This window comes from Cryobacterium mannosilyticum, from assembly GCF_004402705.1.
Taxonomy (GTDB): Bacteria; Actinomycetota; Actinomycetes; order Actinomycetales; family Microbacteriaceae; genus Cryobacterium; species Cryobacterium mannosilyticum.
In genome coordinates, this window is sequence record NZ_SOFM01000043.1 from 74,786 (window position 1) to 99,026 (window position 24,241).

General features: G+C 58.8%; 20 protein-coding genes and 1 pseudogene. 12 read left to right on the forward strand and 9 right to left on the reverse strand.

From position 1 onward, the window contains the following. Positions 1-123: 123 nt before the first annotated feature. The 5 genes from E3O32_RS13770 to E3O32_RS13790 form a co-directional block, all read right to left on the reverse strand. The gene (locus tag E3O32_RS13770) at positions 124-1,671 is read right to left on the reverse strand and encodes a hypothetical protein (RefSeq protein ID WP_134510388.1); all 1,548 of its coding nucleotides are present in this window, start codon (positions 1,669-1,671) and stop codon (positions 124-126) included. Between the two features lie 93 nt (positions 1,672-1,764). Further along, complete coding sequence (locus E3O32_RS13775; protein WP_134510389.1) at positions 1,765-3,696, reverse strand: glycosyltransferase family 61 protein; 1,932 nt, start codon at positions 3,694-3,696, stop codon at positions 1,765-1,767. Beyond that, the gene (locus E3O32_RS13780; protein WP_134510390.1) at positions 3,693-4,289 is read right to left on the reverse strand and encodes an N-acetyltransferase; all 597 of its coding nucleotides are present in this window, start codon (positions 4,287-4,289) and stop codon (positions 3,693-3,695) included. The genes E3O32_RS13775 and E3O32_RS13780 overlap by 4 nt, the downstream gene beginning before the upstream one ends. Before the next feature lie 19 nt (positions 4,290-4,308). Next, positions 4,309-5,340, reverse strand: a complete 1,032-nt coding sequence (locus tag E3O32_RS13785) for a glycosyltransferase (RefSeq protein WP_166790859.1) — start codon at positions 5,338-5,340, stop codon at positions 4,309-4,311. 5 nt (positions 5,341-5,345) lie between these two features. After that, a complete protein-coding gene (locus tag E3O32_RS13790; protein ID WP_134510392.1) occupies positions 5,346-6,785 on the reverse strand; it encodes a hypothetical protein in 1,440 nt (479 codons plus the stop codon). 107 nt (positions 6,786-6,892) lie between these two features. On the opposite strand from E3O32_RS13790, the gene E3O32_RS13795 reads away from it, so the two are divergent. The 4 genes from E3O32_RS13795 to E3O32_RS13810 all read left to right on the forward strand — a co-directional run bounded on the left by E3O32_RS13795 (position 6,893) and on the right by E3O32_RS13810 (position 10,064). Beyond that, positions 6,893-7,342, forward strand: a complete 450-nt coding sequence (locus E3O32_RS13795; protein WP_134510393.1) for a sugar 3,4-ketoisomerase — start codon at positions 6,893-6,895, stop codon at positions 7,340-7,342. After that, on the forward strand, positions 7,339-8,469 hold the full coding sequence (locus E3O32_RS13800) for a DegT/DnrJ/EryC1/StrS family aminotransferase (protein WP_134510394.1): 1,131 nt from the start codon (positions 7,339-7,341) through the stop codon (positions 8,467-8,469). Before E3O32_RS13795 ends, E3O32_RS13800 begins: the two co-directional genes overlap by 4 nt. A 96-nt stretch (positions 8,470-8,565) precedes the next feature. Then, positions 8,566-9,738 (forward strand): polysaccharide pyruvyl transferase family protein, encoded by a 1,173-nt coding sequence (locus tag E3O32_RS13805; RefSeq protein WP_166790860.1) that lies wholly within the window; start codon positions 8,566-8,568, stop codon positions 9,736-9,738. Continuing rightward, entirely contained in the window at positions 9,735-10,064 is a 330-nt protein-coding gene (locus E3O32_RS13810; protein WP_134510396.1) for a hypothetical protein, read from the forward strand. The genes E3O32_RS13805 and E3O32_RS13810 overlap by 4 nt, the downstream gene beginning before the upstream one ends. Here E3O32_RS13810 and E3O32_RS13815 read toward each other — a convergent pair. Further along, positions 10,061-10,963, reverse strand: a complete 903-nt coding sequence (locus E3O32_RS13815) for a glycosyltransferase (protein WP_134510397.1) — start codon at positions 10,961-10,963, stop codon at positions 10,061-10,063. The genes E3O32_RS13810 and E3O32_RS13815 overlap by 4 nt on opposite strands. A gap of 54 nt (positions 10,964-11,017) precedes the next feature. Here E3O32_RS13815 and E3O32_RS13820 point away from each other — a divergent pair, with 54 nt between their 5' ends. The 8 genes and pseudogenes from E3O32_RS13820 to E3O32_RS13850 all read left to right on the forward strand — a co-directional run bounded on the left by E3O32_RS13820 (position 11,018) and on the right by E3O32_RS13850 (position 21,824). Then, entirely contained in the window at positions 11,018-11,854 is an 837-nt protein-coding gene (locus E3O32_RS13820) for an ABC transporter permease (RefSeq protein ID WP_134510398.1), read from the forward strand. Beyond that, positions 11,851-12,597, forward strand: coding sequence for an ABC transporter ATP-binding protein (locus E3O32_RS13825; RefSeq protein WP_134510399.1), 747 nt, complete (start codon positions 11,851-11,853; stop codon positions 12,595-12,597). Before E3O32_RS13820 ends, E3O32_RS13825 begins: the two co-directional genes overlap by 4 nt. A gap of 69 nt (positions 12,598-12,666) precedes the next feature. After that, the gene (locus E3O32_RS13830) at positions 12,667-15,177 is read left to right on the forward strand and encodes a glycosyltransferase (protein WP_134510400.1); all 2,511 of its coding nucleotides are present in this window, start codon (positions 12,667-12,669) and stop codon (positions 15,175-15,177) included. Positions 15,178-15,313: 136 nt separating this feature from the next. Next, the gene (locus tag E3O32_RS13835) at positions 15,314-17,407 is read left to right on the forward strand and encodes a hypothetical protein (protein ID WP_134510401.1); all 2,094 of its coding nucleotides are present in this window, start codon (positions 15,314-15,316) and stop codon (positions 17,405-17,407) included. A 133-nt stretch (positions 17,408-17,540) separates the two neighbouring features. Next, on the forward strand, positions 17,541-19,067 hold the full coding sequence (locus tag E3O32_RS13840; RefSeq protein WP_166790861.1) for a DUF2142 domain-containing protein: 1,527 nt from the start codon (positions 17,541-17,543) through the stop codon (positions 19,065-19,067). Between the two features lie 160 nt (positions 19,068-19,227). Further along, positions 19,228-19,515, forward strand: a pseudogene (locus E3O32_RS17910) (putative Ig domain-containing protein); the annotation flags it as partial. A gap of 177 nt (positions 19,516-19,692) precedes the next feature. Next, positions 19,693-20,367: an FG-GAP repeat domain-containing protein gene (locus E3O32_RS17320; protein ID WP_166790863.1), complete on the forward strand. Its 675-nt coding sequence runs from the start codon at positions 19,693-19,695 to the stop codon at positions 20,365-20,367. Between the two features lie 305 nt (positions 20,368-20,672). Next, entirely contained in the window at positions 20,673-21,824 is a 1,152-nt protein-coding gene (locus tag E3O32_RS13850) for a hypothetical protein (RefSeq protein WP_134510404.1), read from the forward strand. Between the two features lie 36 nt (positions 21,825-21,860). On the opposite strand, the gene E3O32_RS13855 is transcribed toward E3O32_RS13850, so the two are convergent. The 3 genes from E3O32_RS13855 to E3O32_RS13865 are packed head-to-tail and all read right to left on the reverse strand — an operon-like array spanning position 21,861 to position 24,239. Beyond that, positions 21,861-22,820 (reverse strand): glycosyltransferase family 2 protein, encoded by a 960-nt coding sequence (locus tag E3O32_RS13855; RefSeq protein ID WP_166790864.1) that lies wholly within the window; start codon positions 22,818-22,820, stop codon positions 21,861-21,863. Positions 22,821-22,822: 2 nt separating this feature from the next. Next, positions 22,823-23,254 carry a GtrA family protein gene (locus E3O32_RS13860; RefSeq protein WP_166790865.1) on the reverse strand — a complete coding sequence of 144 codons (432 nt, stop codon included), beginning with the start codon at positions 23,252-23,254 and terminating at the stop codon, positions 22,823-22,825. Between the two features lie 22 nt (positions 23,255-23,276). Then, the gene (locus tag E3O32_RS13865; RefSeq protein WP_134510407.1) at positions 23,277-24,239 is read right to left on the reverse strand and encodes a Gfo/Idh/MocA family protein; all 963 of its coding nucleotides are present in this window, start codon (positions 24,237-24,239) and stop codon (positions 23,277-23,279) included. Positions 24,240-24,241 lie beyond the last annotated feature (2 nt).

Below are 24,241 nucleotides of genomic sequence, written 5' to 3' on the forward strand. Positions count from 1 at the left end.
GCGGGACTGCTCGCCAGCTCGGATACGCATTCAATGCTCGGTTAGATCCTCTGTGCCCGTTCACCACCGGTGTCAACAGTGTTGGCCCGACGTATTCGACTTGGGGCGGCTGCCGGAGGTCGCTCAGGGGCGCCTGTCGTGATCGAGATTTGGCGACGCTGTCCGAAGGATTGTCAGAGCCCCATCCGAAGTGGACGGTTTCTGATGATTGCCTATCGGTGCGGTTGTTCGACGGCCTCGGAGGATAAGCAACAACATCGGTGCCAGTAGACCAATTAGTTTGATTGGTATGAGATACCGGACTTCAATGTGTGCGATTGCGAATGGTGCAAGCAGCCCTACAGCGAGGACTGGAACAATGAGAAGTGCCCATTGTCCCCTGCGCGCCAAAACGATCGCCACACCTGCAGCAATGCCCAAAAGTATGAGGTAGAAAATACCCTGCGGTGGATTGAGGCCGTCAGATGCGGATTGGCTGACCGTGCCCTTTGAGTAGTCTGTGTCCACGTGGGCGTAGGACGCCATCTCGTCCCCGAACCATTGCTTAGGAAGGAAGTATGCGCGGTTGCCGACATATGAAGCAGGGTAGGTGAGGACCGAAACGACGAGAGCGTTTCGAAGTTCGTCTGCAGACGCCGGGTGGCCTGCGGCCTTGTCATCCCGGAAGCGGGCGCACGTGACGGGGTCGATTGAGCATCCAAGGGCTGATCCACTGCTGAGCAGCCATTCCGGGACGTCCTCAGTGGTCGGATCCTGCCATGCGTATTCGTAGAAGAGCGATTCGGTCGTGACTAACTGTGACCGACCCATCGTTTGCTGAACGAAAGTGAGGTATGGCTGCATGAGCAGGAGCATGCTGAGACTCGCGGCCACCAGCATTGCTGCTTGCGAACTGATATCGCCGCGCTGAGGCTGGTGTCGGCGTCGCGCTACTAGTGCGATGATCACGACAAGTACTGCTGTGGCACTGATCGCCCAAGGCGCCAGCAGATAGGACGAACGGAGAAAGATCGCACCAGCGAATGCGACGCCAGCGAGGATTCCATCTCGGATCCACACGCTCAGTAGTCCACCAACTCGAACCCTGTCTACGATTAACGCCAGGCCGAGGAGGAAGAACCCCGTGGCGAGCCCATCGGCGTACATGAGGCCCTCGTCGAACATCCACGATTGGAATGGAGAAGTACCCAAGATCAGGACTTCAATGGACAGAACAACGGCCAACAACTTCAGTCCTGTGATGAATGGTCGCGTCAGGACGGAGAGAACGGCGCTCCAGATCAGAGCCGTGATAAGCCCGATAGTAACTCCGAAGGAAATCGGCGACAGCCGCAAGACGAGCGCGTCCAGCCAGACCATTCCCGGCGGCCAAAGATTGTAGACCCACTGCCATTCAGGAAGGATCCGGCCGTTGGCTACAAGATTTTGGGCAGCCTGCAGATATGACCCCGCATCCGAGAAGCCGAAGATTTGGGCCATGCGAGCGGGAGCCAGCTGCATGGTGAAGTTGCCGTGAGCAGTGTTAACCCCTTGGAAAAAGCTGATGATCATCAGGAGCGTGAACTGCGCTATCCAGTTGACGACCGCGAGTCGCAGCGGGGTCGGTTGGAGTTGCCTCATCACAAAGCGACGCAAGCCTGTTCCGCCCAGTTCGGGGACAGTCGTGGTCATCGCAGCCATCCTGAAAGGAGGGAAATCGCGATATAGGCCAGCCCTAACAGTAAGAGTGCGGGAGCGAGTGTCTTTGCGGTTTTCACGAGGTGATCACCTGACTGCTTGACGTCTGGTCAAGGACGAGGGCGTAGAAGCCGATACCTCATGGTCTGGGACTTCAAGGAGGGACCGCAGCGTCCTCCGCAATGTTGATTCGAATTCTCCAGGAGAGATACTGAAGTCTGAATGAAGCCAATTGTTGCGATTGTCGCTCTTCGATAGCTTTGTGCTGCCCGGACCTGTCAGATACGTGAAGTCAACTCCCACGATGCTGGCGATCGCTGCCGGAAGCACGAAATCGCCAAGGCCGTCGGAGGTCAGGGCCAGAATGCGACTTCCGGGGGACATGAGTAGGTAGTTGGCCATGACTGCTCCGCTCGCGCCGACAAGCAGGGACGCGGACGAGAAGAGCGCGACCTGCTCCGACCAGGACATTGCGCCGGGATCTAGGACTTCAAGACCGTGTCGGGCGGCGATCTTGGCGAGAACGGCCTCATTCAGAAGGCCGCGATGGCTGGACTGGCGGCGCAGGAATACATGTCGCGAAGGAAGAGCAGCACCCGAGTTGAGCCCGAGTTTGTCGCGAATTGCCAGAAGTGGGGCAGGGTTCATGCAGAGGCCCTCGGACCAAGGGACGCGCGTCGTATCGAGAATCTGAACGGGCGGCGCGACAACGTGCAGGAGTTCAACGGGATAGGCCAGAGACGGATCCAGGACGACTATGGACCGATCCGTCAGGGACCTAAGCGCATCAAGCCCACTCGGTGGTGTTCGCGAACTGACGATGAATGGAACGTCAGGTCCGAGAGTGCCCTCGAGCTGCATCACTCGCGGCAGGTACTCGATCAGCCAGTGATACCAGTTTGAGTCGTTGCGTCCTGAAAGGAGAATCCCCTCCGGAACGAATTCGTCTGCCAGGGGCCGCCTGCGCAAGAGGGCGACGTCGGGGTGAGTCCGGCTGCCGAAGACCGTCTCCCATTGACCAGCGACGAAATCGAGACTCGGGTCCGCAGAGGTCTCGAAATTGATAAGGGAGTCGCCCACAGTGACCGTTCCCCCATCCTGGACCAGGGCGTCCTTGAGATGCAGCCAGTCTTCGCTTGGAGACGCCATAGTTCGAGCGCCGGGGACCGAGTGAAGGGTTTTGCTGCGACGCACGAACTCGGGCACGCGCGTTCCGGTTCCCGCGCTGGGTGCCGCCGTGCGATTTGGCCGCTCAACGGTGACCGGCACCAGGTCCGAGACGAATTCCCCTTGCCCTCCAAGCGCGACCAAGTTGAACCTATCCGCCCAAGACGCGTCTGATGGGTAGATCGACAGCACCTTGAGCGCGTCAGCCGCCAGGAATTGACCGTAGTCGGAATCAACCAACTCGAGCATCTCTTTCGGAGCATGATGGACGATGGCTGCCAACCATGTGCTTCTTTCTGAGGTCACTCCCCGCGGGGACTTCATCAGGTAGTCCACGTATCCGAACGGAGGCGTGGCTGTCTCGGTCGCATTGTGGACCGTGACGCGGAGCCCCGGGTAGCCGTTGCTCATCCGTTCCGCTACGTCCACGTTTGATGCCGGTAGCGAGAAGATGCGGGCGTCGGGTGCCACGACTCCCAGAACGAATGGGTTGAGAGCGTCCTCGGAGTGAGCTTCAATTCGGAATCCCAACGGCTGTCCCCCGGCGGAGTCACCAGTGACGACGTCCTTTCTGTCTTCGCGCTTGAGGACGATGTGGTAGCCGGGATTCATTCGCCGGAGCGTCCTAATGCTGAGCTTGTAGCCGGAATGACCGGACAGCCATCCGGCGATTATGACGTCGTGGATTGGCGAGGCCACATGAGTATCAACGCGGTGGTCAAGCGCGCGCAAGAACGAAGCGCTCTCACCGAGTAGCGCGTAGTTGTGGGTGCGCCAAAATTCGTGAATCGGCGCCAGCGCAGCTTTCTCCAGGGAGGTAAACCTACGGATCGCGCGCTTTACGCTCGTCATGATCCGATCAACTCGATGCCGTGGCCGTCTGCCCGCATGCGAAACTCGTCTCGTGTGTCGCGGCAGAGCCACCGTCCGTCGGAGACAAGCTCAAGCTTTTCACCCGTGCGCCCGACCCAGCCGATTTGTCGGGCGGGAACCCCCGCCACGATAGCGAAGGGCAGCACGTCGGCTACGACGACTGCACCCGCGGCCACTGTGGCCCACTCTGCGATCGTAACCGGGGCGACGCACACGGCACCGGCGCCGATGGCGGCCCCATACTCGATGGTCACCCCCACCGGCGTCCAGTCCGCCGCGGTCTTGACCTCTCCATTGGGCCGGATGGCCCGGGGGTGCCTGTCATTCGTCAAAACGACGCGCGGTCCGATGAAGACTCCGTTGCCGACGACTGCAGGCTCATAGATGAGTGCGCCATTCTGAATCTTGCAGTCTTCGCCGATTATGGCGCCCGGTCCGACGTAGACACCTTGACCGAGGCTCGTCCGTGCGCCGATGTGGGCAGAATCTCTGACATGAGTTCCCGCCCACGCCACGACCGACTCGTGGACGGTAGCGCCGGCGTCGATCAAGGCCTCGTGATGGATTGCCATTCTTATCTTTCTCTTGGGTTCACGGTTTTCGTTTGGCTGAAATGCGGTCTGCCGCCCGAAATCCTCCGATGGCGCGGCTGACATCCTCAAGATTGCCGTGGTCCGAAAGGATGGCAAGTCTGGACAGGTCGCTGAGTTCGAGGCCGAGTCGCTCGAAGCGCGCGATTGCGTCCCACTCTCCGGCGGCCTCGAACAGGAACGCCACCCCATGTCGCAATTGAAGTTTGTCGCCGTGTGCAAGCTGGATTATGGCGACCTTCTCCTGATTCGAAAGCGTATCGAATCTAACCAGATCGAGGGCGAGGTGCGCCGCCAGCCTTCGGATTGTTGCCTCATTCGCGTTGTTCAGGAAGCGATTCCGGATGAAGTCCATTTCGGCGGAAACTCTACGTTGCTTGGGCGAATCCAGATCAACATAGTCACGTGAGAGGTTGAAAGCGTGCTTTCTGTATTCCACGACGGGATGATCGATATAAGCGAATCGCCCCTCGGACGCGAGACGGAGCCACAAGTCGTAGTCCTGAAGCAGGTCCAAACCGCCCCTAAATCCGCCCACTCGCACATAGTCAGAGCGGCGCACCGCAACAGCCGGTGCGCAAATATAGTTCGTTACAAAGAACAGAAAATTTAGCGGATCGAAGCCTCCGCTTCCGACCGAGAACTCACTGCCCAGCGACGCCGGTAACCTGGCTCCACGCGCGTCGATCACTCTCGGCAGGCTGTAGGTCAGGGAAACGGAGGGATCTGACAGTGCCTGGACTTGACGGTCTGCGCGGCCCGCCAGGGAGCGGTCATCGCCACCCTGGATGAGAAGGATCTCGGCCGAGGATGCGGCCACGGCCCGGTTGTATGACCTGGAGACACCAAGCTGAACGTCGTTGTAGATCACAATCAAGTTGGGAACAGCGAGGGCAGCAAGAACGTCTTGCGTATTGTCCATTGACGCGTCGTCGACGACGATGACTTCGTCGACCTGTTCGGCCAGACTCAACACGGCCTCTGAAATGTACTTTTCCTGATTGAACGCAGCAATGACGCCAGCGGTAGTCACTCGACTCACCATGGGCCAATGCCCTCTCTGCCGGGTAGAAGCCTCAGCACGCCTGGATCGACAAAGCCCTCCACAAGCTCAACCAGGGTGGGTTCGACGACCACGAGCGTCCGACTCTGAATGACAGGTAACCACGCAGCCAGCCCCTGCGGTCCGAGAATGCACAACGCTGCTCCGGCTTCGAGTGCGCGCCTGAACCTGGCATCGTTCACCTGCCCGTGAGCCTGGGGAATCACGATTGCGACCTGCCACAAATCCGTGTCTGAGGACCAATCCCACTCGGCCACATGAATTTCCGGTCGAGATTCGCCCTCGAACGAGAGCTCCCCGCTGACCACCCGAGTTTGAACGCCGTACTCGAGGACTCTGACATTCGGCAGTTCGCTGACGATCGCTTTCAGCGCGATCGCCTGCTCTGCGCTGTGGGGCGCAAGGACGAGATGACCACAACGATTCATCGCGACCACACGAAGTTCTGCGTTTGACATCGGTCCCGTCAACCAGACCAGCGAGTCAGCGGTCGACCGTGACCCTGCCGCGATGCTGGCGAACTCCGATGGAAGTCGAATCACAGACGAATCGGGACTCATGGTCACAGAGGCCGTGGACCGGATTTCGTGGTCGTGTGCGCCGAGGAAGAAGCCAGGCACAACCGTGTACTCAGTTTGATCGCCGAAAGTTGGATCCTCGGCCTCCTTTGTCTTCCAGTAGCGGATGGAGGAAAGGCGCGAGCGAGGTTCATTCGTAGAAAGGAGAAGAGTACTTGCCAACATTCGCGACCTGGCTTCGGAATCCGAGGAGGCATCCACGATCATAAGCCTGCGGCTTACCCAGCGACTGGTCAGGTGGCTCTGCACGATCTGAAGCAGCGGATTCGACTGGCCGTCCCAATTTCCGTAGAGAACGAACTTCTGACAATCCACGTAGGGGCTTGTATCAAAGACCCAGAGTTTAGGCGACATCAGGTATTCGTCAATAACCTCTCCACGGCTGACTCCAGATATGGACATTGCGAGATAGCTGCTGTCGATCAGTGGGTGAGGCGAACGGCCCTCAGCACGGCCGTGCACATGATAGTGCAGCCACGGGGAAACGCCGGCGGAAGCCACATCCGGGTTGGCGCCGTCATAGTACTGCGAGGAAAAGAGCGGATGCCAATCAACCTGCCGCGCCAAAACCCCATCGGCAGCGTTGGAGAGCAATGATCGTGCACCCAACGGGCTGGTGTCGGCAGCAGGCGCATCGAGGAGAAAGCCCTCAGGGAACTCAGAAAGTCGAGACGCGTTCAGGATCCGGAAGAGAGCATCAACCCTAACCTCGGGATAACTGGTGGTCAGTTCACGGCGAAGACTCCGAAGGCAGTCCATCTCACGATCGTGCGAACGCTGCGCGGAGCGCGCAACCAAGTCGCCGACCAGGCGCACTGCGGCATTGCTGATTCTCACGAATTCCCCACGACAAGCAAAGTTCGGCTCTTGACAGAGTACATCGTTCGTGGAATAAACGAGCGAAGCCCCAATTGAGGCATCGAAGAGACTGTTACAGTTTCAAAATGACTGACTTGGAATCTCCAACGCTTGTTGACGTGACCGCAGCGGATTGGGCCACACCAACGCTCATCGATGTACCTGAGGTGCGCGATGAACTAGGGGCGCTAGGCGTTGTGGAAAAGGACTCTCCATTTCCTTTTCCAGTCAAGCGCGTCTACTTTCTCTACGATGTGCCATCGAACGCGGTTCGCGGATCGCACGCGCACAAGGATCTCTATCAGCTGATAGTGGCCGTGTCCGGGAGCTTCCAGGTGGACCTGGACGACGGATTCACAAAGAGCAGGTTCGTGCTCAACAGCCCCAACAAGGGGCTTACAATCCCTCCGGGATACTGGCGAACTCTGCGGGACTTCTCCGCCGGCTCTGCAGCGTTAGTCTTCGCATCAGAGGAATACAACCCCGGTGACTACATTCGGGACTACGACGAGTTCGTGAAGTGGACCACTGCATGATCAGTGTGCCTTTCTTCGATCTCGGAAAACTCACCCGTTCCCAGACCGTTGACCTTCATGCCTGCCTCGATGAGGTTCTCGACGGTGGGTACTTCGTGGGCGGGCCGCTGACGCAACGATTTGAGGCCGAGTTCGCAAACTTCGTGGGGGCAGAGCATTGTGTTGGCACGGGCAATGGACTCGATTCAATTCGTTTGATTCTAGAGGCGTACGGAGTGGGGCCAGGGGATGAAGTCATCGTTCCCGCGTTTACGTTCTACGCGACATGGCTAGGTGTCACTCAGACGGGTGCCATTCCTGTCCCTGTGGACGTCAGCCCGGCGACCGCAAACCTCGACCCGACTCGCATCGAGCAGGCGATAACCGGCCGGACCAAGGCAATCATTGCCGTTCACCTGTATGGGCAGGCAGCTGACCTCTCGTCGATCATGCGAGTTGCGAAGGAGCACGGCCTCATTGTCGTCGAGGATGCCGCGCAAAGCCACGGCGCAGTTTCCAATGCGGGCGTCACTGGGGCAGTCGGCGATGCCGCGGCATTTTCTTTCTACCCCACGAAGAATTTGGGTGCGCTCGGGGACGCCGGATGCGTGACTACTTCCGATGCCAACGTCGCGGCGCGCATCCGTAGTCGACGGTCGTACGGCCAGGGAATGGCGAAGTACGATCACATCGACACTGGATGGAACTCGAGGCTCGATCCGCTGCAAGCAGCGTTTCTCTCGTACCACCTTCGGAGTCTTGATCTATGGACCCAAACGCGACGAGAAATCGCCGGCGCCTATTACGAGGCCCTCGGAGGACGAACCGGGTCAGTGATTGGCCCGCTCAACCTCCTGGACAGTGTGTGGCATCATTTCGTCGTCAAGGCTAGCAACAGGGCCGCGCTGCAGGACTACCTGGCACTGAACGGTGTCGCGTCGGATGCCCACTATCCTTATGCGGTTCATGAACTTGCGCCGATGAGGGCACTGCTATCTGAGGAAGGCCTTGCCGGCGTCTTCCCGGCCGCCGTCGCGCTTTCTCAGCAGGTGACGAGTCTTCCGATGGGACCTTGGATGTCCTCCGAACAAATTGATCATGTCGCTGCGGTGCTCCGCGAAATTCCGGACCGGCTGCTCACGGTATAAGTGTGTCGCGGGCCTTGATTCGTCACCCACACGACGGTGCGACTATGGTTGAAGCACCATTCGGGGGGTGTGGAACCGGAAGGAACCCCCAGCTACTTGTCCCAATCCACTGCGAAGGCCAGCGTCCTTCTTGTTGGCGCTTATGAGCGCGATAATTTCGGGGACCTGCTGTTTTACCAACTTACGAAGGACTACTTAGAGGGCAGTTACCTAGCTGCCGGTTCCGTCATCGGCGCGGACATGAGACCTCTCCTGGGGACCAGGGTCTACCCTCACAGCGATTTACTGGCCGCTCGGGCGTGGGATCTGGTCTGGGTCGTCGGAGGGGAGATCGGTGGCGTCGACACTGAAGGGGCGCTCGCCATGTCCCTCACGGAAGCCGACGGCTCCATTTTCGATCAGTCTGGGAAACGGGGGAAGGGTGTCATCGCAGAATTCCTCTCTGGTGCTTCGGCTCAATCTCCGGCGTATTTTCCGCCTGTCGCGAATTTTCCTCTGAATACCCACACGCCTGTTGTCATGAATTCGATCGGCTTGAGCAACCTCTTCGAGACCGAACCTGGTTCTGAGCACGGGGATGCCGCACACGCAGCAATCCGTAACGCGGCCGCCGTGGTCGTGCGTGATACGGCGTCCCAGAGATTCGCGGCCAGCATCGGCAAGACAGCGACGCTCTCTCCCGACATGGTCCACGCGATCAGCCTGAGGCATCCGGAGATTGCGCAGAGAAGGCTCAATGCTGAGCCGTACTTCGTCTTCCAGGCCAATGCCCATTTGATCCAACTTCATGGCGCGGAGGCCATTGCACGATCTATTGCGCGCGTGGCCAGAGCGACCAACCTTCGTCCGGCGTTCTTCCTGGCCGGTACGGCGCGCCACCACGACCGGTCCGACCAATACGACGAGGTCAAGTCAGTGTTGGCGGTCATCGCTCCCGAGATCCCGACTGTGGGAATCACCACGCGGGATCCCATGCTTTTGGCCTCCTACATAGCCCGCTCCAGAATGTGGATCGGTTCATCTCTCCACGGGCGCATAATCGCCGGCTCATTCGGGCTACCACGTGTGAGTCTCGAAAACCGCAAGGTGTCGAAGTATGCGGCCACGTGGGACCCGGCGTTCCCCATGGATGTTTCCTTCGACGATTTGCCTGAAGCCGTAGTAGAGGCATTTACGTCCTCCCGACTGCCCCGGAACGCGCAAGACTCACGAGATTGCGCCAACGCCGCGGATCAGCAGACACAAGCGCTGGTAGAGACCTTCCGATGAACGATTTCGACAAGGATGTTGTTCTCTTGCATCAGCTTGATCGACAGCGTGCCTCGATGCTCGAGGCCGTCGAAACCTATGAGGGCCTCCTTGAACGTATGGGCGCTCGGGTACAGGGCCTGGTCGGCCAGGTTGAGGAGGAACGGGAGAACTGTCGCATGCTTGAGGCTGACCGCGATGATGCGTGCGCCCGGCTGGTGCAAGCGAGCACGGAGGTGGAGCGCTTGAAGGCGGTCGTTGCCGAGATGCGAACGAGCCGGTCCTGGCGCATTACAGCTCCGATTCGACGACTATCCGACGTCGCGTGGCGGTCAAAGACGCTCTAGCGAGTGGCCCGGCGTTCGGCGATTCGAGATCGAATCGCCAGGCCGGCGCTGAGCACCACTCGGACAGGCAACAAAAGCGGGCCCGCATACTTACGCGATAGGAACCGACGAGCGCTCACGTGATGTGCCCGCACCATTCGGGCGGAGTCGCCGTCGGTGGAATGGGCGCCAGTGTGCACAACGACGGCGGACGGTTCGTACACGCTCCGGAGGCCAAGTTTGCCGATTCTGTACCCTAGGTCGACGTCCTCGAAGTACATGAAGTACCCCTCGTCGAAACCGGCCAAATCATCAAGAACCCGGCGTCGGACAGCTAAAAAGGCACCGGACAGCCAACCGGCATCACGACGTGAGGTCGGAATATTGCTTTCTCTCCGATAGCGCCGAGACCAGGGATTAGTGGGCCAAACGTCCGCGAAGAGCGCATGGCCGACTCCCGTCGTGAGTGACGGAATTGTGCGCGCCGAGGGATACACCTCGCCATCAGCGGAGAGGATCCGCGGGCCAACGGCAGCAATGGTTTCGTCGTCGCACACGCTGTTCAGGAGCACATCGATTGCGCCGGGGTTGACGGTCACGTCGGGATTGCTGATGACGACCCACTCAATCTCTGCAGGGAGGGCTCTGACAGCTGCGTTGATCGCTCCGCCGTAGCCACGATTCGATGGCAACGCCAAATAAATGGCACCGGCCTTCTTGGCCATCGCGGCGATCACGCTCGATTTGCCGAGTGGTTTGTTATCTGCGACGACGATATGCAGTGGATTCACAGATGCCGTCATCAGGGACGACAGGAAGGGCCCGATCACATCGTCCGAGCCGTAACTCACGGTGACGACTGCCACGTGGGAGGCATCGAGAGCTGGGTTCAAGGGGGTGGCCACACGTTTCGCAAGCATAGTTCTAGGCTAGATTAGTCTGCGGCCATCCAATCGGCCGCTCAGTGAGGTTACATGCGATACCTGAATGAAGTTCTCGCTTCTCGAGAACTTCTGGCAAATCTCACCCTGCGTGAGATCCGAGGCCAGTACAAACGCACTATTTTTGGGCAGCTTTGGTCCTTGGCTAATCCGCTTGCGTCGATGCTGGTTTACACGATTGTGTTCGCGTTCATCCTTCGAGTTAAACCTGAAGCCGGTGACCCGAGCGGACTCGACGTCTTTGCCGTTTGGCTCCTCTGCGGGCTACTACCGTGGTCCTTCTTCTCAAACGTCGTGCAACAAGGCATGGGCTCGATCATCGGGAACGCCGGTCTCGTGCAGAAGGTCTACTTCACCCGGATTGTCCTCCCGCTGTCAAAAGTGGGCTCTGTCGGCTACAACTGGCTGTTCGAGATGGGCGTGCTCGTCGTGGTTCTGGCTCTGAGCGGTTCCTTTATCTGGCCCTGGATTCCGCTCACCCTCGTCATGATGGTGCTGCTGGCAATCTTCGCGGCCGGGCTCTCACTCATGCTCGCCGTGGCGAATGTGCACTTCAGGGACACTCAGTACTTCGTGTCAATTCTCATGCAGATCTGGATGTACCTGACCCCCATCATCTATCCGATCAGTCTCGTAGAAGTGCAATCGAAAGCTCATGGCGGCCTCTTTGGCACTCAAATTACCTTGCTCGACGTCTATCAGATCAACCCTCTTGAACGATTCGTCTCCGTGTTCAGACAGATAATGTACGACAATCGGTTGCCCGACCTGCAAGATGTGCTCCTGGCCGCCATTTGGGCATTTGGGGCATTCGTCGTTGGTGTCTGGGTGTTCCGACGGAGCGAGAAGGGTCTGGCTGAAGCGCTATGAATGAAATCGCAGTCAATGTTGAGCATGTCAGCAAGAAATTTCGGCTTTACCACGAGCGTAACCAGTCGATCAAGTCGGCGATCATGCGTGGCCGCCGTTCCGTGCATGAGGACTTCTGGGCGCTCAAAGATGTGACTTTTGACGTGCCCACAGGGTCCACTTTTGGACTCATCGGCAGCAATGGTTCTGGAAAGTCCACTCTGCTGAAGTGCTTGGCAAAGATCTACTATCCGGAAAAGGGGACGATCGGCTACCGGGGCCGGATTGCCGCACTGCTGGAGGTAGGTTCAGGGTTCCACCCGGAGTTGTCCGGTCGCGAGAATGTGTTCTTGAACGGTTCGATTCTTGGGATGTCAAAGAAGGAAATCACCCGCAAGTTCGACGAGATCGTGGACTTCTCCGGTGTTGAACAGTTCATCGACCAGCCTGTCAAAAACTACTCGTCTGGCATGTACGTGCGCCTTGGCTTCGCGATCGCCATCAATGTCGACCCGGACGTGCTCGTTGTCGACGAAGTGCTTTCCGTCGGTGACGCCGACTTCCAGGACAAGTGTCGTCAGAAATTTGTGGACTTCAAGAACGCTGGCAAGACTGTCGTGCTGGTCAGCCACTCCATGAGCCAGGTGCAGGACATGTGTGACCACGCGGCCTGGTTGCGCCATGGCGAGCTCGTCATGAGGGGCGACGCGAAACCGACGATCCAGGCATATCTGGATTCGCTTCAGAGCGGTGCGCGGGAATAGCGTGTGGCTTCCCTCTCAAACGTCAAGAATTTAGGGTCTGTGATGGGCCGGAAAATGCGAGGTATTTCTATGAAGAAGCGGCGTTCAGGTGTGGTGTCGGTCGTGCTGGTCAATTTCCGGGGAACGGAAGACACACTCGAGTGCATCGAGGGCCTATTCGGTCTCAACTGGTCAAACGATCTCCTCGAGATCGTTGTCGTTGAAAACGGCTCGGGTGACGACAGCCTCGAGAAGCTGCAGACCTTGGCCGACCGAGTGACGATTGTCGAGTCGAAGGAAAACCTTGGTTTCACCGGAGGCTGTAACCTAGGGGTTCAAAAGTCGACAGGCGAATACATCGCCTTCTTGAACAACGATGCCAAGCCGCATCCCGACTGGATCAAGGAGGCGGTTGCGACCTTCGCAACGGGCACTGACATCGGTGCGGTGGCGAGCAAGGTGCTCGACTGGGACGGCGTCAATGTCGATTTCGTCGATGCGTCGGTGACCTGGTACGGCATGGGTTACAAGCCGCACGCCGGTGAGAAGGACCGCGGCGCCTGGGACGAGGAGAAGGACGTTCTCTTCGGAACAGGCGCGGCGATGTTCATCAAGGCCACCGTCTTCGATGAGCTGGGCGGCTTCGACGACAACTTCTTCATGTTTTATGACGATGTCGATCTTGGCTGGCGCCTCAACCTACTCGGCTACCGGTTCCGGTTCCAGCCCAAGTCCCTTGCCTTCCACAAACACCACGCTTCGATGAACAAGTTCGGCAACTTCCGCGAGGAATACCTCCTCGAACGCAACGCGCTGTACTCGCTCTACAAGAATCTGGATGACGAATCCCTCGCCCGCGTATTCCCCGGAGCTCTTCTGCTCGCAACACGGCGTGCCATCGGGCGGGGCAAGCTTGACTCAACGTCGCTCGACCTGCGCGTTCCTGGTGATGACAGCGACCCCACCATGCCGGTGCCCAAATCGACGATGGCGGGCGTCTTCGCCATCGACCAACTCGTAGAACAGCTGCCGCAGATGGCGTCGGCCCGGGCCAAGGTCCAGGCGACCCGAGTGCGGAGCGATCGCGAAATGTCACTCTTGTTCGGCAACATCGATGAACCGGCCTACCCCATCGAGAGCTACCTACGCGGCTACGAGAAGATTGTCGAGAGCCTTGATGTTCTCGCTGCATCCGCTCGCCGGCGCATCCTGGTCATCACTGGTGACTCCGTCGGCAAGAAGATGGCGGGGCCGGCAATTAGGGCGTGGAATATCGCGAAATTGCTCTCTTCCGAGCACGATGTGCGGCTGCTGAGCATGACGCACGCCGAATCGCTGGATGACTCCTTTGAAGTCGGGGTAATCTCGCACCACCGGCCGAGTTCCGCGATCGCCCATGAACGCTGGGCGGACATCATCATCGTGCAGGGTCACGCGCTGGCACTGTTTCCCAGTCTTGAGAACTCGAAGAAAATCATCGTGGTCGACGTGTACGATCCCCTTCACCTTGAGCAGTTGGAACAAGGGCGAGGAAAGATCCTCGAACTCTGGAACAAGCAGGTCAACGACGCAACAGATGCCCTCAATCACCAGCTTCTCCTCGGAGACTTCTTCCTGTGTGCCAGCGAGCGCCAGCGTCACTTCTGGCTGGGCCAACTTGCAGGGTTGGGGCGAATCAACGCCTACACCTATTCCCGGGACAGTGAGCTTGATTCTTTGATCGCGATCGCTCCGTTCGGTATCTCTGGCACCGATCCGGTGAAGAGCCAACCGGCGATTCGCGGAGTGGTCCCAGGCATTGGGGCTGACGACAAGATCATCATCTGGGGCGGTGGCATCTACAACTGGTTCGACCCGGGTGTGCTCATCCGCGCCGTAGCCGAGGTCTCGGTGACACACCCAGACGTTCGTCTTTTCTTCATGGGCGTCAAGCATCCGAATCCTGATGTCCCCGAAATGGAAGTTGTCTCGGAAGCTCGCGTGCTTGCAGAGCAACTCGGAATGACCAACAAGCACGTGTTCTTCAACGAGTCATGGGTTCCCTTCGACGACCGTCAAAACTACCTGCTTGAGGCCGACCTCGGCGTCTCGACTCATTTCCAGCACGTTGAGACGACATTCTCTTTCCGCACGCGCATTCTTGACTACCTCTGGGCAGGTCTGCCGATTGTGACCACGGAGGGTGACTCCTTCGGCGACTTGGTAGAGAAGGAGAACCTCGGGGCGTCGATTCCCGAGCGAGATCAGGGAGCACTCGTTGCCGCGCTGGAGAAACTCCTGTACGACCCGATCGCACGTGATGCCGCTCGCGCGAATGTGCAAAGAGTTCGTGAGGAGTTCCTCTGGGAGCGGGTGCTCGCTCCTCTGGTCGAATTTTGCCGCAAGCCGCTCTTCGCAGCGGATAAGAAATTGGCGCGAGCAGGTGGTCACTCCGGTGTCGTCGGGCGAGGGAAGTCAACCGAAACTGTGCGTCGAAGCTCGCATACCGGCATCCGTCGGGACATGGATCGGGCTGCGTACTACTTTCGACAGGGCGGCGCGGGGGCTGTGGTCGAGCGGTTCCAAGCCCGTCAGGAGCGCAAGCGCGACGCAAAATTGTAAGAACCCGCGTGGGAGTCGGCCTGAGAAGAATCGTTCAGTCCTGAACAACTCGCGGAGCGCGAATGGGCGTACGTAACGTGAAACAGCATAGTCTTCATAGTGTTGCGCCGATCGGGGCAAAAGTGGGGATCACGTAATGCAGAGAAGTGCTGTCCGATTCTGGGCAATTTTGGCTATTGGGACGATGCTGGCAACGGCATCGACCGTGTCGGCGCCGCAGGCGTCCCAGGCGCTGTCCGGGTCCGGGTTCGACCCCGGTTACATCATCTCTGACCAGCGATTCTTCGACAAAGGGTCAATGACGGAGAACCAGATCCAGGACTTCTTGACCAGCAAGGTCACGAACTGTGCCGGCGGGTATACCTGTCTGAAGGACTATCGGGTGTCGACCTACACGCGAGCGGCCGTAGAGCCCGGCCACTGCTCCGAATATACCGGTGGGGCAAATGAGCTGGCGAGCCGAATCCTCTACAAGGCTGCTCAAGCATGTGGGATTAACCCCCAGACCCTGCTGGTGCTGCTGCAAAAGGAAACTGGCCTAATCACGGACACAAGCCCGACCGACGGAACCTACAGGAAAGCGATGGGTTACGGATGCCCAGACACGAGCGACTGCGATTCGGCGTTCTATGGTCTGTACAACCAGATTTATCGGGCAGCATGGCAGTTCCGGCAGTACACCAATCATCCTGCACGGCAATATCGGATCGGCAATGTCGCAGTCGGGTACCATCCGAACGCTGCGTGTGGGGCCACGACTGTCAACATTCAAAATCAAGCAACCGCGAACCTATACAACTACACGCCATACCAGCCAAACGCCGCGGCGCTGGGCAATCTGAACGGCACCGGCGATTCCTGCTCGTCATACGGGAACCGAAACTTTTGGGTCTATTTCACCAATTGGTTCGGTTCGACCACGGGGCCCGTCAATCCGATAGGGAACGTTGAATTCGTTTCGGCTTCTCCCGGGAAGTTCCGCATAACTGGTTGGGCGCTGGATCCAGACTCCTCGGCATCACTCGACGTCCATGTCTATGTGGGCGCGGCAGGACAGGCATTCACCGCGAATCTGGAGCGCAGCGATGTTGGCGCCACCTACCCGGCGCTGGGATCCAAGCACGGCTTTGACGTGACAGTCCCCGCCAACGCCGTTGGCGCCAACAACGTCTGTGTTTACGCTCTGAACAAGGGCCCAGGTGTTAACGTCCTCCTCGGTTGCTACTCAGTCGCATCCATGAGCGGCCCACCAATAGGGGCTCTGGACAACGCGTCAGTCGTGACCGGCGGGATCCGTGTCTCCGGCTGGGCGATTGATCCGGATTCAGCTGATCCGGCAACCGTGCACCTCTACGTCGACAACATCGGTAAGGCGGTCGTCGCAAGTACTGCGCGATCCGATATTGCCGGCGTATTCCCCCAATACGGCGCCGCACACGGTTTCGATGAAACGCTCGCGGCGGCTCCCGGGTCGCACTCAGTGTGCGCATACGGGATTAATGTGGGAATTGGCACGACAACAGTTCTCGGCTGCAAGACCGTCGTTGTGCCGGGAGCTCAACCGGTTATGACGGAGCAGGGCAGGGCGCCAATCGGAAATCTAGAGTCAACTTCGCCCTCTGCGGACGGGATTTCGGTGTCCGGTTGGGCACTTGATCCGGACACAGCATCCTCGACTTCAGTTCACGTCTACGTCGACTCCGTCGGGGTTGCATTTGCCGCGAACAAAGAGAGGGCTGACATTGCTGCGGCATTCCCGGGTTATGGCTCCGCCCACGGATACACAGAAAAAGTGTCCGCCACTCCTGGTTCCCATCGCGTTTGCGTGTACGGAATAAACACGGGCCCAGGTGGACATACCGTGCTGGGCTGCAATGACGTAGTTGTCCCGGGGGGTTCCCCCACTGTGACAGAGCAGGGGCGAGTGCCGATTGGGAACCTGGAGTCAGTTTCTGCCGGGCCTGGCGGAATCGTTGTGTCGGGATGGGCCTTGGATCCCGACACGACGTCTTCGGTCTCAGTTCATGTCTATGTTGACTCTTCAGGTGTCGCACTGAACGCCGATCGCCCTCGGGCCGATGTTGCGGCCGCCTATTCCGCGTACGGTGAGGCCCACGGATTCACATCGCCAATTGCGGCAGCTCCTGGGACCCACCAAGTGTGCGCGTACGGAATCAACACGGGGCCGGGCGGTCCGAGCCTACTCGGGTGTAAGAGTATTACGATCTAGAGCGTCATACATCCCATAGCCAAATCGCGGATACGCAATCGTGCGACCGAATGGTCGACCAATGGTAGTTCGAGAAGAAACGAAACGGGATTCAGTGCATCGAGTTGTCTCTTCCTTGTCATCCGGTAAAGGCTTGACATTGCTCGTCAGCTGGGGTGCGATCTTCCTACTTTCGGCGGCATGGGCGATAACCTCCCCGCTCGGAGCGAGCCCAGACGAGCCGGCACACATAATCAAGGCAGCCGCAGTGGCGCGCGGCCAGCTCATTGGTGAACTGACAGACGCGCCCGCCGTGACCCAGGTCATGATCCCCAAGGGCCTTTCTCAGGCAGGCTCCTGGCCCTGCTATGCGTTCGACAATTCGGTGGAAGCGAATTGCACCCCTGCCATCTCAAATGTTCCTCGTCTCGCGGCGGCCAATACCTCGGCCGGGTTGTATAACCCGACCTATTACGCCCTCGTTGGACTCCCATCCGTGCTGACCAACGACACCTCTCTCGCCGTGATGACCATGCGCTTGACGAGCGCGTTGATTGCCTCGCTGTTCCTCGCAACCTCGTTTTGCGCTCTCTTGCGGCTTGGGAATCCCTTCATCACCGGGCTGGGCTTCCTATCAGCGCTCACTCCCATGGTGTTCTTTCTCAATGGTGCTGTCAATCCAAATTCACTTGAGATCGCAACCGGCGCCGCATTGCTCACCTCCTTGCTCGTGCTTGTTCGAGGCTCGACACAGCATGAGAGGCTCTGGCTCGTGGTGGTGGCAACGAGTGGAATCCTGATGGCGCAAGCCAGGGGTCTCTCTCCGCTATGGATGGCTGTGATCGCTGCTTCTGTTCTGGTTTTCGCCAGCACGGCACGGCTGAAGGCGCTATTAACGCGTTGGGATGTGTGGGTAACTCTCGTACTTCTTGGCGCGGGCGTCGCCGCCGCTGGAGCGTGGATTCTGCGCACGGGCACACTTCAGAGCATGGGTGTGTTTCCCGGCGCGGGAAGCGTTGGGCCGGTCGAAGCCTTTGTCGAGATGCTTGTTGCACGATCGTTCGATCAAGGCACGGTTGGCGTTTTCGGCTGGCTTGATACGCCCGCACCGTCCTTCGCCTTTGCGCTTTGGTCTGCCCTGGGAATTGGTTCCGTTGTGCTGGCGCTGGCAGTGGCTCGCGGGCGCCGATTGGGCAGCATTACGGTAGCTCTGGCCGGGTTCATGCTTATTCCTCCCATCGTCCAGGCAGCCTCTGTCAAAGCATCGGGATACATCTGGCAGGGGCGATACGCCCTTGTCGGCTACGTGGTGTTGGTGCTCATAGCGAGCATCGCCGTTGCATCGGACGGAGAAACGCCTCGGCAACAGGGATTGGCCGTCCGCGGGAGGATTGTAATCATTATCGGGGGATTGGTTTCAATCGGGCAAGTGTTCGCTCTTGCCACAGCGCTCAAGCGATATGGAGTCGGCGCGGACAGCAGCTGGCTCGACGCCCTCCGACAGACACCATTGTGGTCTCCTCCTGGGGGAGGGCTTGTCTGGCTTACCGTATCGTTATGCGCGATGGTGGTCATTGTGGTGCTATGGGGGATTTCGTCCCGTGGGGCGGCTGCGAGCCGACCGCCATCTGCGCCGGTGAGTGTGACAAGTTCGAACCCAAAAAGTGAATCATTGACTTAGCGTTGTTTCACCGGAATTTTTCTGTCCTCCTGATTGATTTGAGGTACTAGTGCGAAACCGCGACTCTTTCGTATTGAAGATTTTCAAGGGACATAGCGGGCCGACACCGCTGACGGAACATTTCATTTCACGTTCCCTGGCTTTCGCCATAGCTGTGTGCATGGGGATCGGCATTTCGGCCGTGGCCGCCCTTGACGATCAGTCTCGGGCCTCAGCGTCAGCCTCAGCTTTAGGCCGGGCAACCGCTATTTCTGAGGCCGCACCCATCATCACTTCGGAGTCACCCCCAGGTGCAACTATCGGTGAGCCGTACTCATTCACAATCACCGCCACCGGGTCTCCAATGCCTTCGTTTGCTCTCAGTGGTTCGAGCTGGCTCAGCATCGATGCCGCAACCGGTGTCGTTTCCGGCACAGCCTCGGACAGAGTAGATAAGTTTGTCTCGTTTACGATAGTGGTGAGCAACGGTGTGGCTCCCGCGTCGAGTATCACGTACTCCATCGTTGTCCTCCCCGCCACACACAACGTATTCGCGAGAGACCTCGACGGAATTCTGTGGTCCTACCCAGCCGATGGTTCCGGTGGCTGGGCGGATTGGAGCCCTGTTGGCAGCGGCTGGAACAGCATGACGGCAGTCCTCAATCCCGGAAATTTCGATGAAGACGGTCACTTCGACGTCGGGCATTCCGATGTGCTGGCCAGAGACGTTACTGGACTCCTTTGGATGTATCCGGGTGATGGGCTGGGTGGCTGGCTACCTCGCATCTCAGTGGGGTCAGGTTGGAACGTGATGACAGAAATCCTGAGCCCGGGTGATTTCGACGGCGACGGGCATTCCGATGTTCTTGCCAGAGATGGGACCGGACTGTTCTGGTTGTATCCCGGGGACGGCTCTGGTGGTTGGCTGGCAACTGAACTGGTAGGTTCCGGCTGGAACTCAATGACCGCGATCCTGAGCCCCGGTGATTTCACTGGAGACGGCCGACCAGACGTTCTTGCGCGGGACGCCATCGGTCTGATGTGGCTATACCCGGGAAGTGGCTTCGGTGGATGGGGAAAGCGAATTGAGGTGGGTTCGGGCTGGAACTCGATGACCGCGATTTTGAGTTCCGGCGACTTCGATGGCGACGGCAATTCAGACGTCTTGGCCCGGGATGGCGAAGGGGCGCTCTGGATGTACTCAGGCTCTCCCAATATCGGCTTCTCCGGCGACCGGGTCGAAGTGGGTTCAGGTTGGAACGGAATGACGGCCATCTTCGCAGATGGTGCCTCTGGGTATCACAATCGCAAGTGGTTCTAAGTAGAGGGAATCCTGATCGGAGTCGTCGAAGGCGGCTGGGTGCTTCGCTATATTCCACTACTGCTGTGTGAGCCCAAGTACTATGATCGTGGCCACCGAGCGCTATGCTCCCCTGCTGCCGAGAGGCCACTGTGATGTTTGCCGTTTCCACTGCCAAGCTGAATATCACACCGTCTGTTGACGGAATTGTCTTGGGTGGGTACTCTACTGCAGCGGCTGGTAGTCCCCGGCGCGGTGCTGCTGTCGAGAGTCATCTGTACATACGGGCTATTGCGATCTGGGATAACGGAACGCCGAAAGTTATCGTGTCCGTCGACACGCTGGCGATCACCCACTACGCGAATCAAGAAGTCCGGCGGAAGTTGGCTTCGACGGTGCTACTGCCTTCCGACCTTATTATTGCCTGCTCCCACACCCACAACGCTCCGGCGTTGGACGACCGACTTGATCCGGTAGTATCTTATTGCGCGTCCCAAGAGGACCTTGAGAGCGTGCGCAGCCAGTCCGCCATTCTGATCGAGAATCTCGTCGCCGTCATCCGTGCGGCATTAGCCGCGCCACAAACGACGTGCACCCTCGACTTCGTCGAGACGGAAGCCCACTTCTCAGCCAACCGCGAAGCACTGCCATATATAGAAACGGTTGTACCCGTGCTCACGGCTCGTGCCGTAGTTGGCTCGACAGTGTTGGCGGTTGTCTTCGGCTACGGGTGCCATCCGGTGGCCAACGGGAGTCTTGCAGCGTTCGACGCCGACTATCCCGGGGTGGCGGCGCTCCAAGTCGAGGCCGCCTATTCTCAGTCGGTAGCGTGTTTCATTCTCGGCACGGCAGGTGACCAAAACCCGATCGGGCCGGCCGGCCCACACCCTGCGACTGAATTCGGGACAGAACTTGCTGATGCCGTCGCAGCCGCGGTCGACGACGGGCCAGGCGATGTCTTGTTGAGCCCAATTGCGACGCGCATCGAACCGAGCGCTAAATTGCCCCTTGAGGTGACTCCGACGCCAGCGAATATCGCCGCCGTTCGTTCCTTGTACATAGAGAGATTGGAATCAATCGACCGTGCCACACGGCTGCATGCGGCGGCGTCCATCCAGCGCTTGGAGGCCAACACCATGCCGTTGTTCGTGTCCTTGCCCGTCCAGAGTTGGATATTCGGGGGAGCGGGCCTGACGCTGATCACCCTTGGTGGTGAGGTTGTTTCCGGTTTCGATTTTCACCTACGAGCCGTGCTTCCTGGCAATGTGTGGGTCGCCGCATATTGCAATGAAGTACCCGCTTACATTCCCTCCGACGAGCTCCTTAGCAGTGCCGGCTACGCGGCTGGATGGGATGCCGATGTGCCGGGAATCGCCGGCGGTTCAATGATCTTTTACGACTGGCCCGCCCACTTCAGACGGGGTGCGGCCGATGGCGTGGAGGCGACAGTCATAGCCACTGTCTTGGGTCTTACGTGAGTGGCGTTTTTTCGCTCTCGGGACCCTGCAATCAGGTCATTCCTTGAATGGGGCAAGCGTGGGCTGAGATGGGCTGGCTTGGATATCGAGTTGCAGGGCACTCACCAGGAGTTGCGTCCCAATCATGAGTGGGAGCGCGGCCAACATGACCGTGGCTGCCGTTGCCACGACGGAGCCCGCGACCTGAAATGCAATCCAGATGGAAACGAGAATTCCAACACCGAACAGAACCATTCCGAGCACCAATAGCAGGGCAATGGGCGAAAAGGACCAGAGCACGTATCGGTACCAGATCCGTCGCCAGAATCCTCGTCCCAAGAGGTTGAGAAGTTCCGGCACGACCTTGCTGAGGCGAATGCTCGAGACCTCATCCGCATAGACCGCGGGGATGGGAACATCGACCGCACCGACCTGGAGAATGTTGAGGTGGATGAGGAGATCGTTCTCGAAGCTGTAACGACGCGAAATCCGCTCGAGGGGGAGTCGTCTCAGCACTTCTGTGCGAATCGCTGTATAGCCGTTCTGCGGGTCAAAGAGGTTCCAGTAGCCAGAGGCGAGTTTCGTCATGAACGAGAGCACGATATTCCCGAAGACTCGGTAATTCGGCATTCCCTCGAATGACTCCGGTGCGAAGAAGCGGTTTGCTTTGGCAAAGCCATAGCCGTCCCGGGTTACCCGGTCGAGAAGAGCCGGGAGGTGATCGGGGCTCATCTGAGCGTCACCCGCCATGATCACGTTCACGTCCGAGCCGAGTTCCATCGCGGCTTTGTGACCGGTGATGATGGCACCGCCGACGCCTTGGTTTATCTCATGGCGGATGAGCGTCACCCGGTCATTGTGCAATCGCTCCACCACACCACTAGTGTCATCGGGGCTGCAATCGTCGACGATCACGATGTGATCAACGAAGTCCGGCATTGTGTCGATGACCAACGCGATCATCTTTTCTTCTTTGTACGCGGGCACTACGGCCGCGATACACGCTCCCTGATACACGTTTAGTCCTTTGTGGTGGAGTGGCTGTCGGCAAACACCCAATAACGATAGGCGAAGTAGTTCCACACGGTTGACATGACGGTGGCAATGACCTTGCCGCCGAGCCATCCGATTGGTGTGGGATTGATCGCCGTGACGATGATTACGACCGCGACGGTGTTGAAGCCTACGAGCACTGCATACCTGAAGAGCGCCCCGCCGTGCGCCGCAGTCGACTCAAAGGAGAAGAGCCGCTGAATCGTGTAGGTGAAGAAGAAGCTGACGACAAAGGCCACACCAGTCGCGAGCCAAAGCGGCCACTCAAGGATATTCCTCAGGAGCGCGAGGATGCCGACATCGACGAGGAATGCCAAACCTCCGGCAAAAAGATAGCGCGATGCAGAGTGGCGGATCAATCGGCCGAAGGGGGATCGCTCCGTCGCGCCATCGTCCAAAGTGTTACCGGAGGCGTGCACGTCAGAGGGAGAGTTTCTTCGAGATGACCTTGTCGATGACCTCGTGCGAGGGAAGGATCGTATCGCGCTCGGCAGCGGCATCCACGGTGCCATCGATGACATCAAGGAAGCGAGTGAACTGGGTCGTGAGTGGTTCCTGGGAGGTAACCAATTCCGGGATTTCGATGACTGTCTGCTGACGGTAACCGCGGCCATCGTCGACGGAGTTCTCGGAGACGTGCCGGTAGATGGTCACGTCGCGGCGGAGGAGATCGATCTCGATAAGCCGGTCGAGCTCGTACACCGACAGGTGTCGGACCTTGCGCTGGCCCACCCGGCTGGCCGAAATGCGGGCGATTGCACCGTTCGGAAATCCCAACACAGTCTCTGCGACGTCCTCAGCGAGGGGTACGGAGTCGGGGTGAAAGAACCCAAGCGTCGCATCGACAGTGGTTGGTACTTTCCCGATCACATTGATGGCCAGGTCGACATCATGCACGAGCAGGTCCCAGGCCACGCCGGTGCGAATTCGTGGCGCATACGGTGAGTGCCGGGTGGCGATGACGTGCAATGGGTTTTCCAGAAGGGACCGCGCCGTTAGGACGGCCGGGTTGTATCGCTCAAGCAGCCCGCACATCAACGGAAGGTCTCGTTCCCCCGCCCTGTCGAGAATCTCCTTGGTTCGCAAAAGGTTGTCGGCTACGGGCTTCTCGATGAGGAGCGGCCGGTCTTGTGACAACACCTGCATCGCAAGATCATAGTGGGCCTCGGTCGCGGCGGCCACGACTACTGCATCCAAATCTGTCAGGGCTGGGAGTTCGGGCACCCACTGTGCGCCGTACCGTTCGGCGACCTTCCGCCCGATGGTCTCCCGAGGGTCGACAAGAATGGCGAGTTCGGCTCGGTCCGACTGCGAGATAACTCGGGCATGGTGGCTGCCCATATTGCCGGCTCCGACGAGAGCGATCCTTTTGCGAGGCACCATGT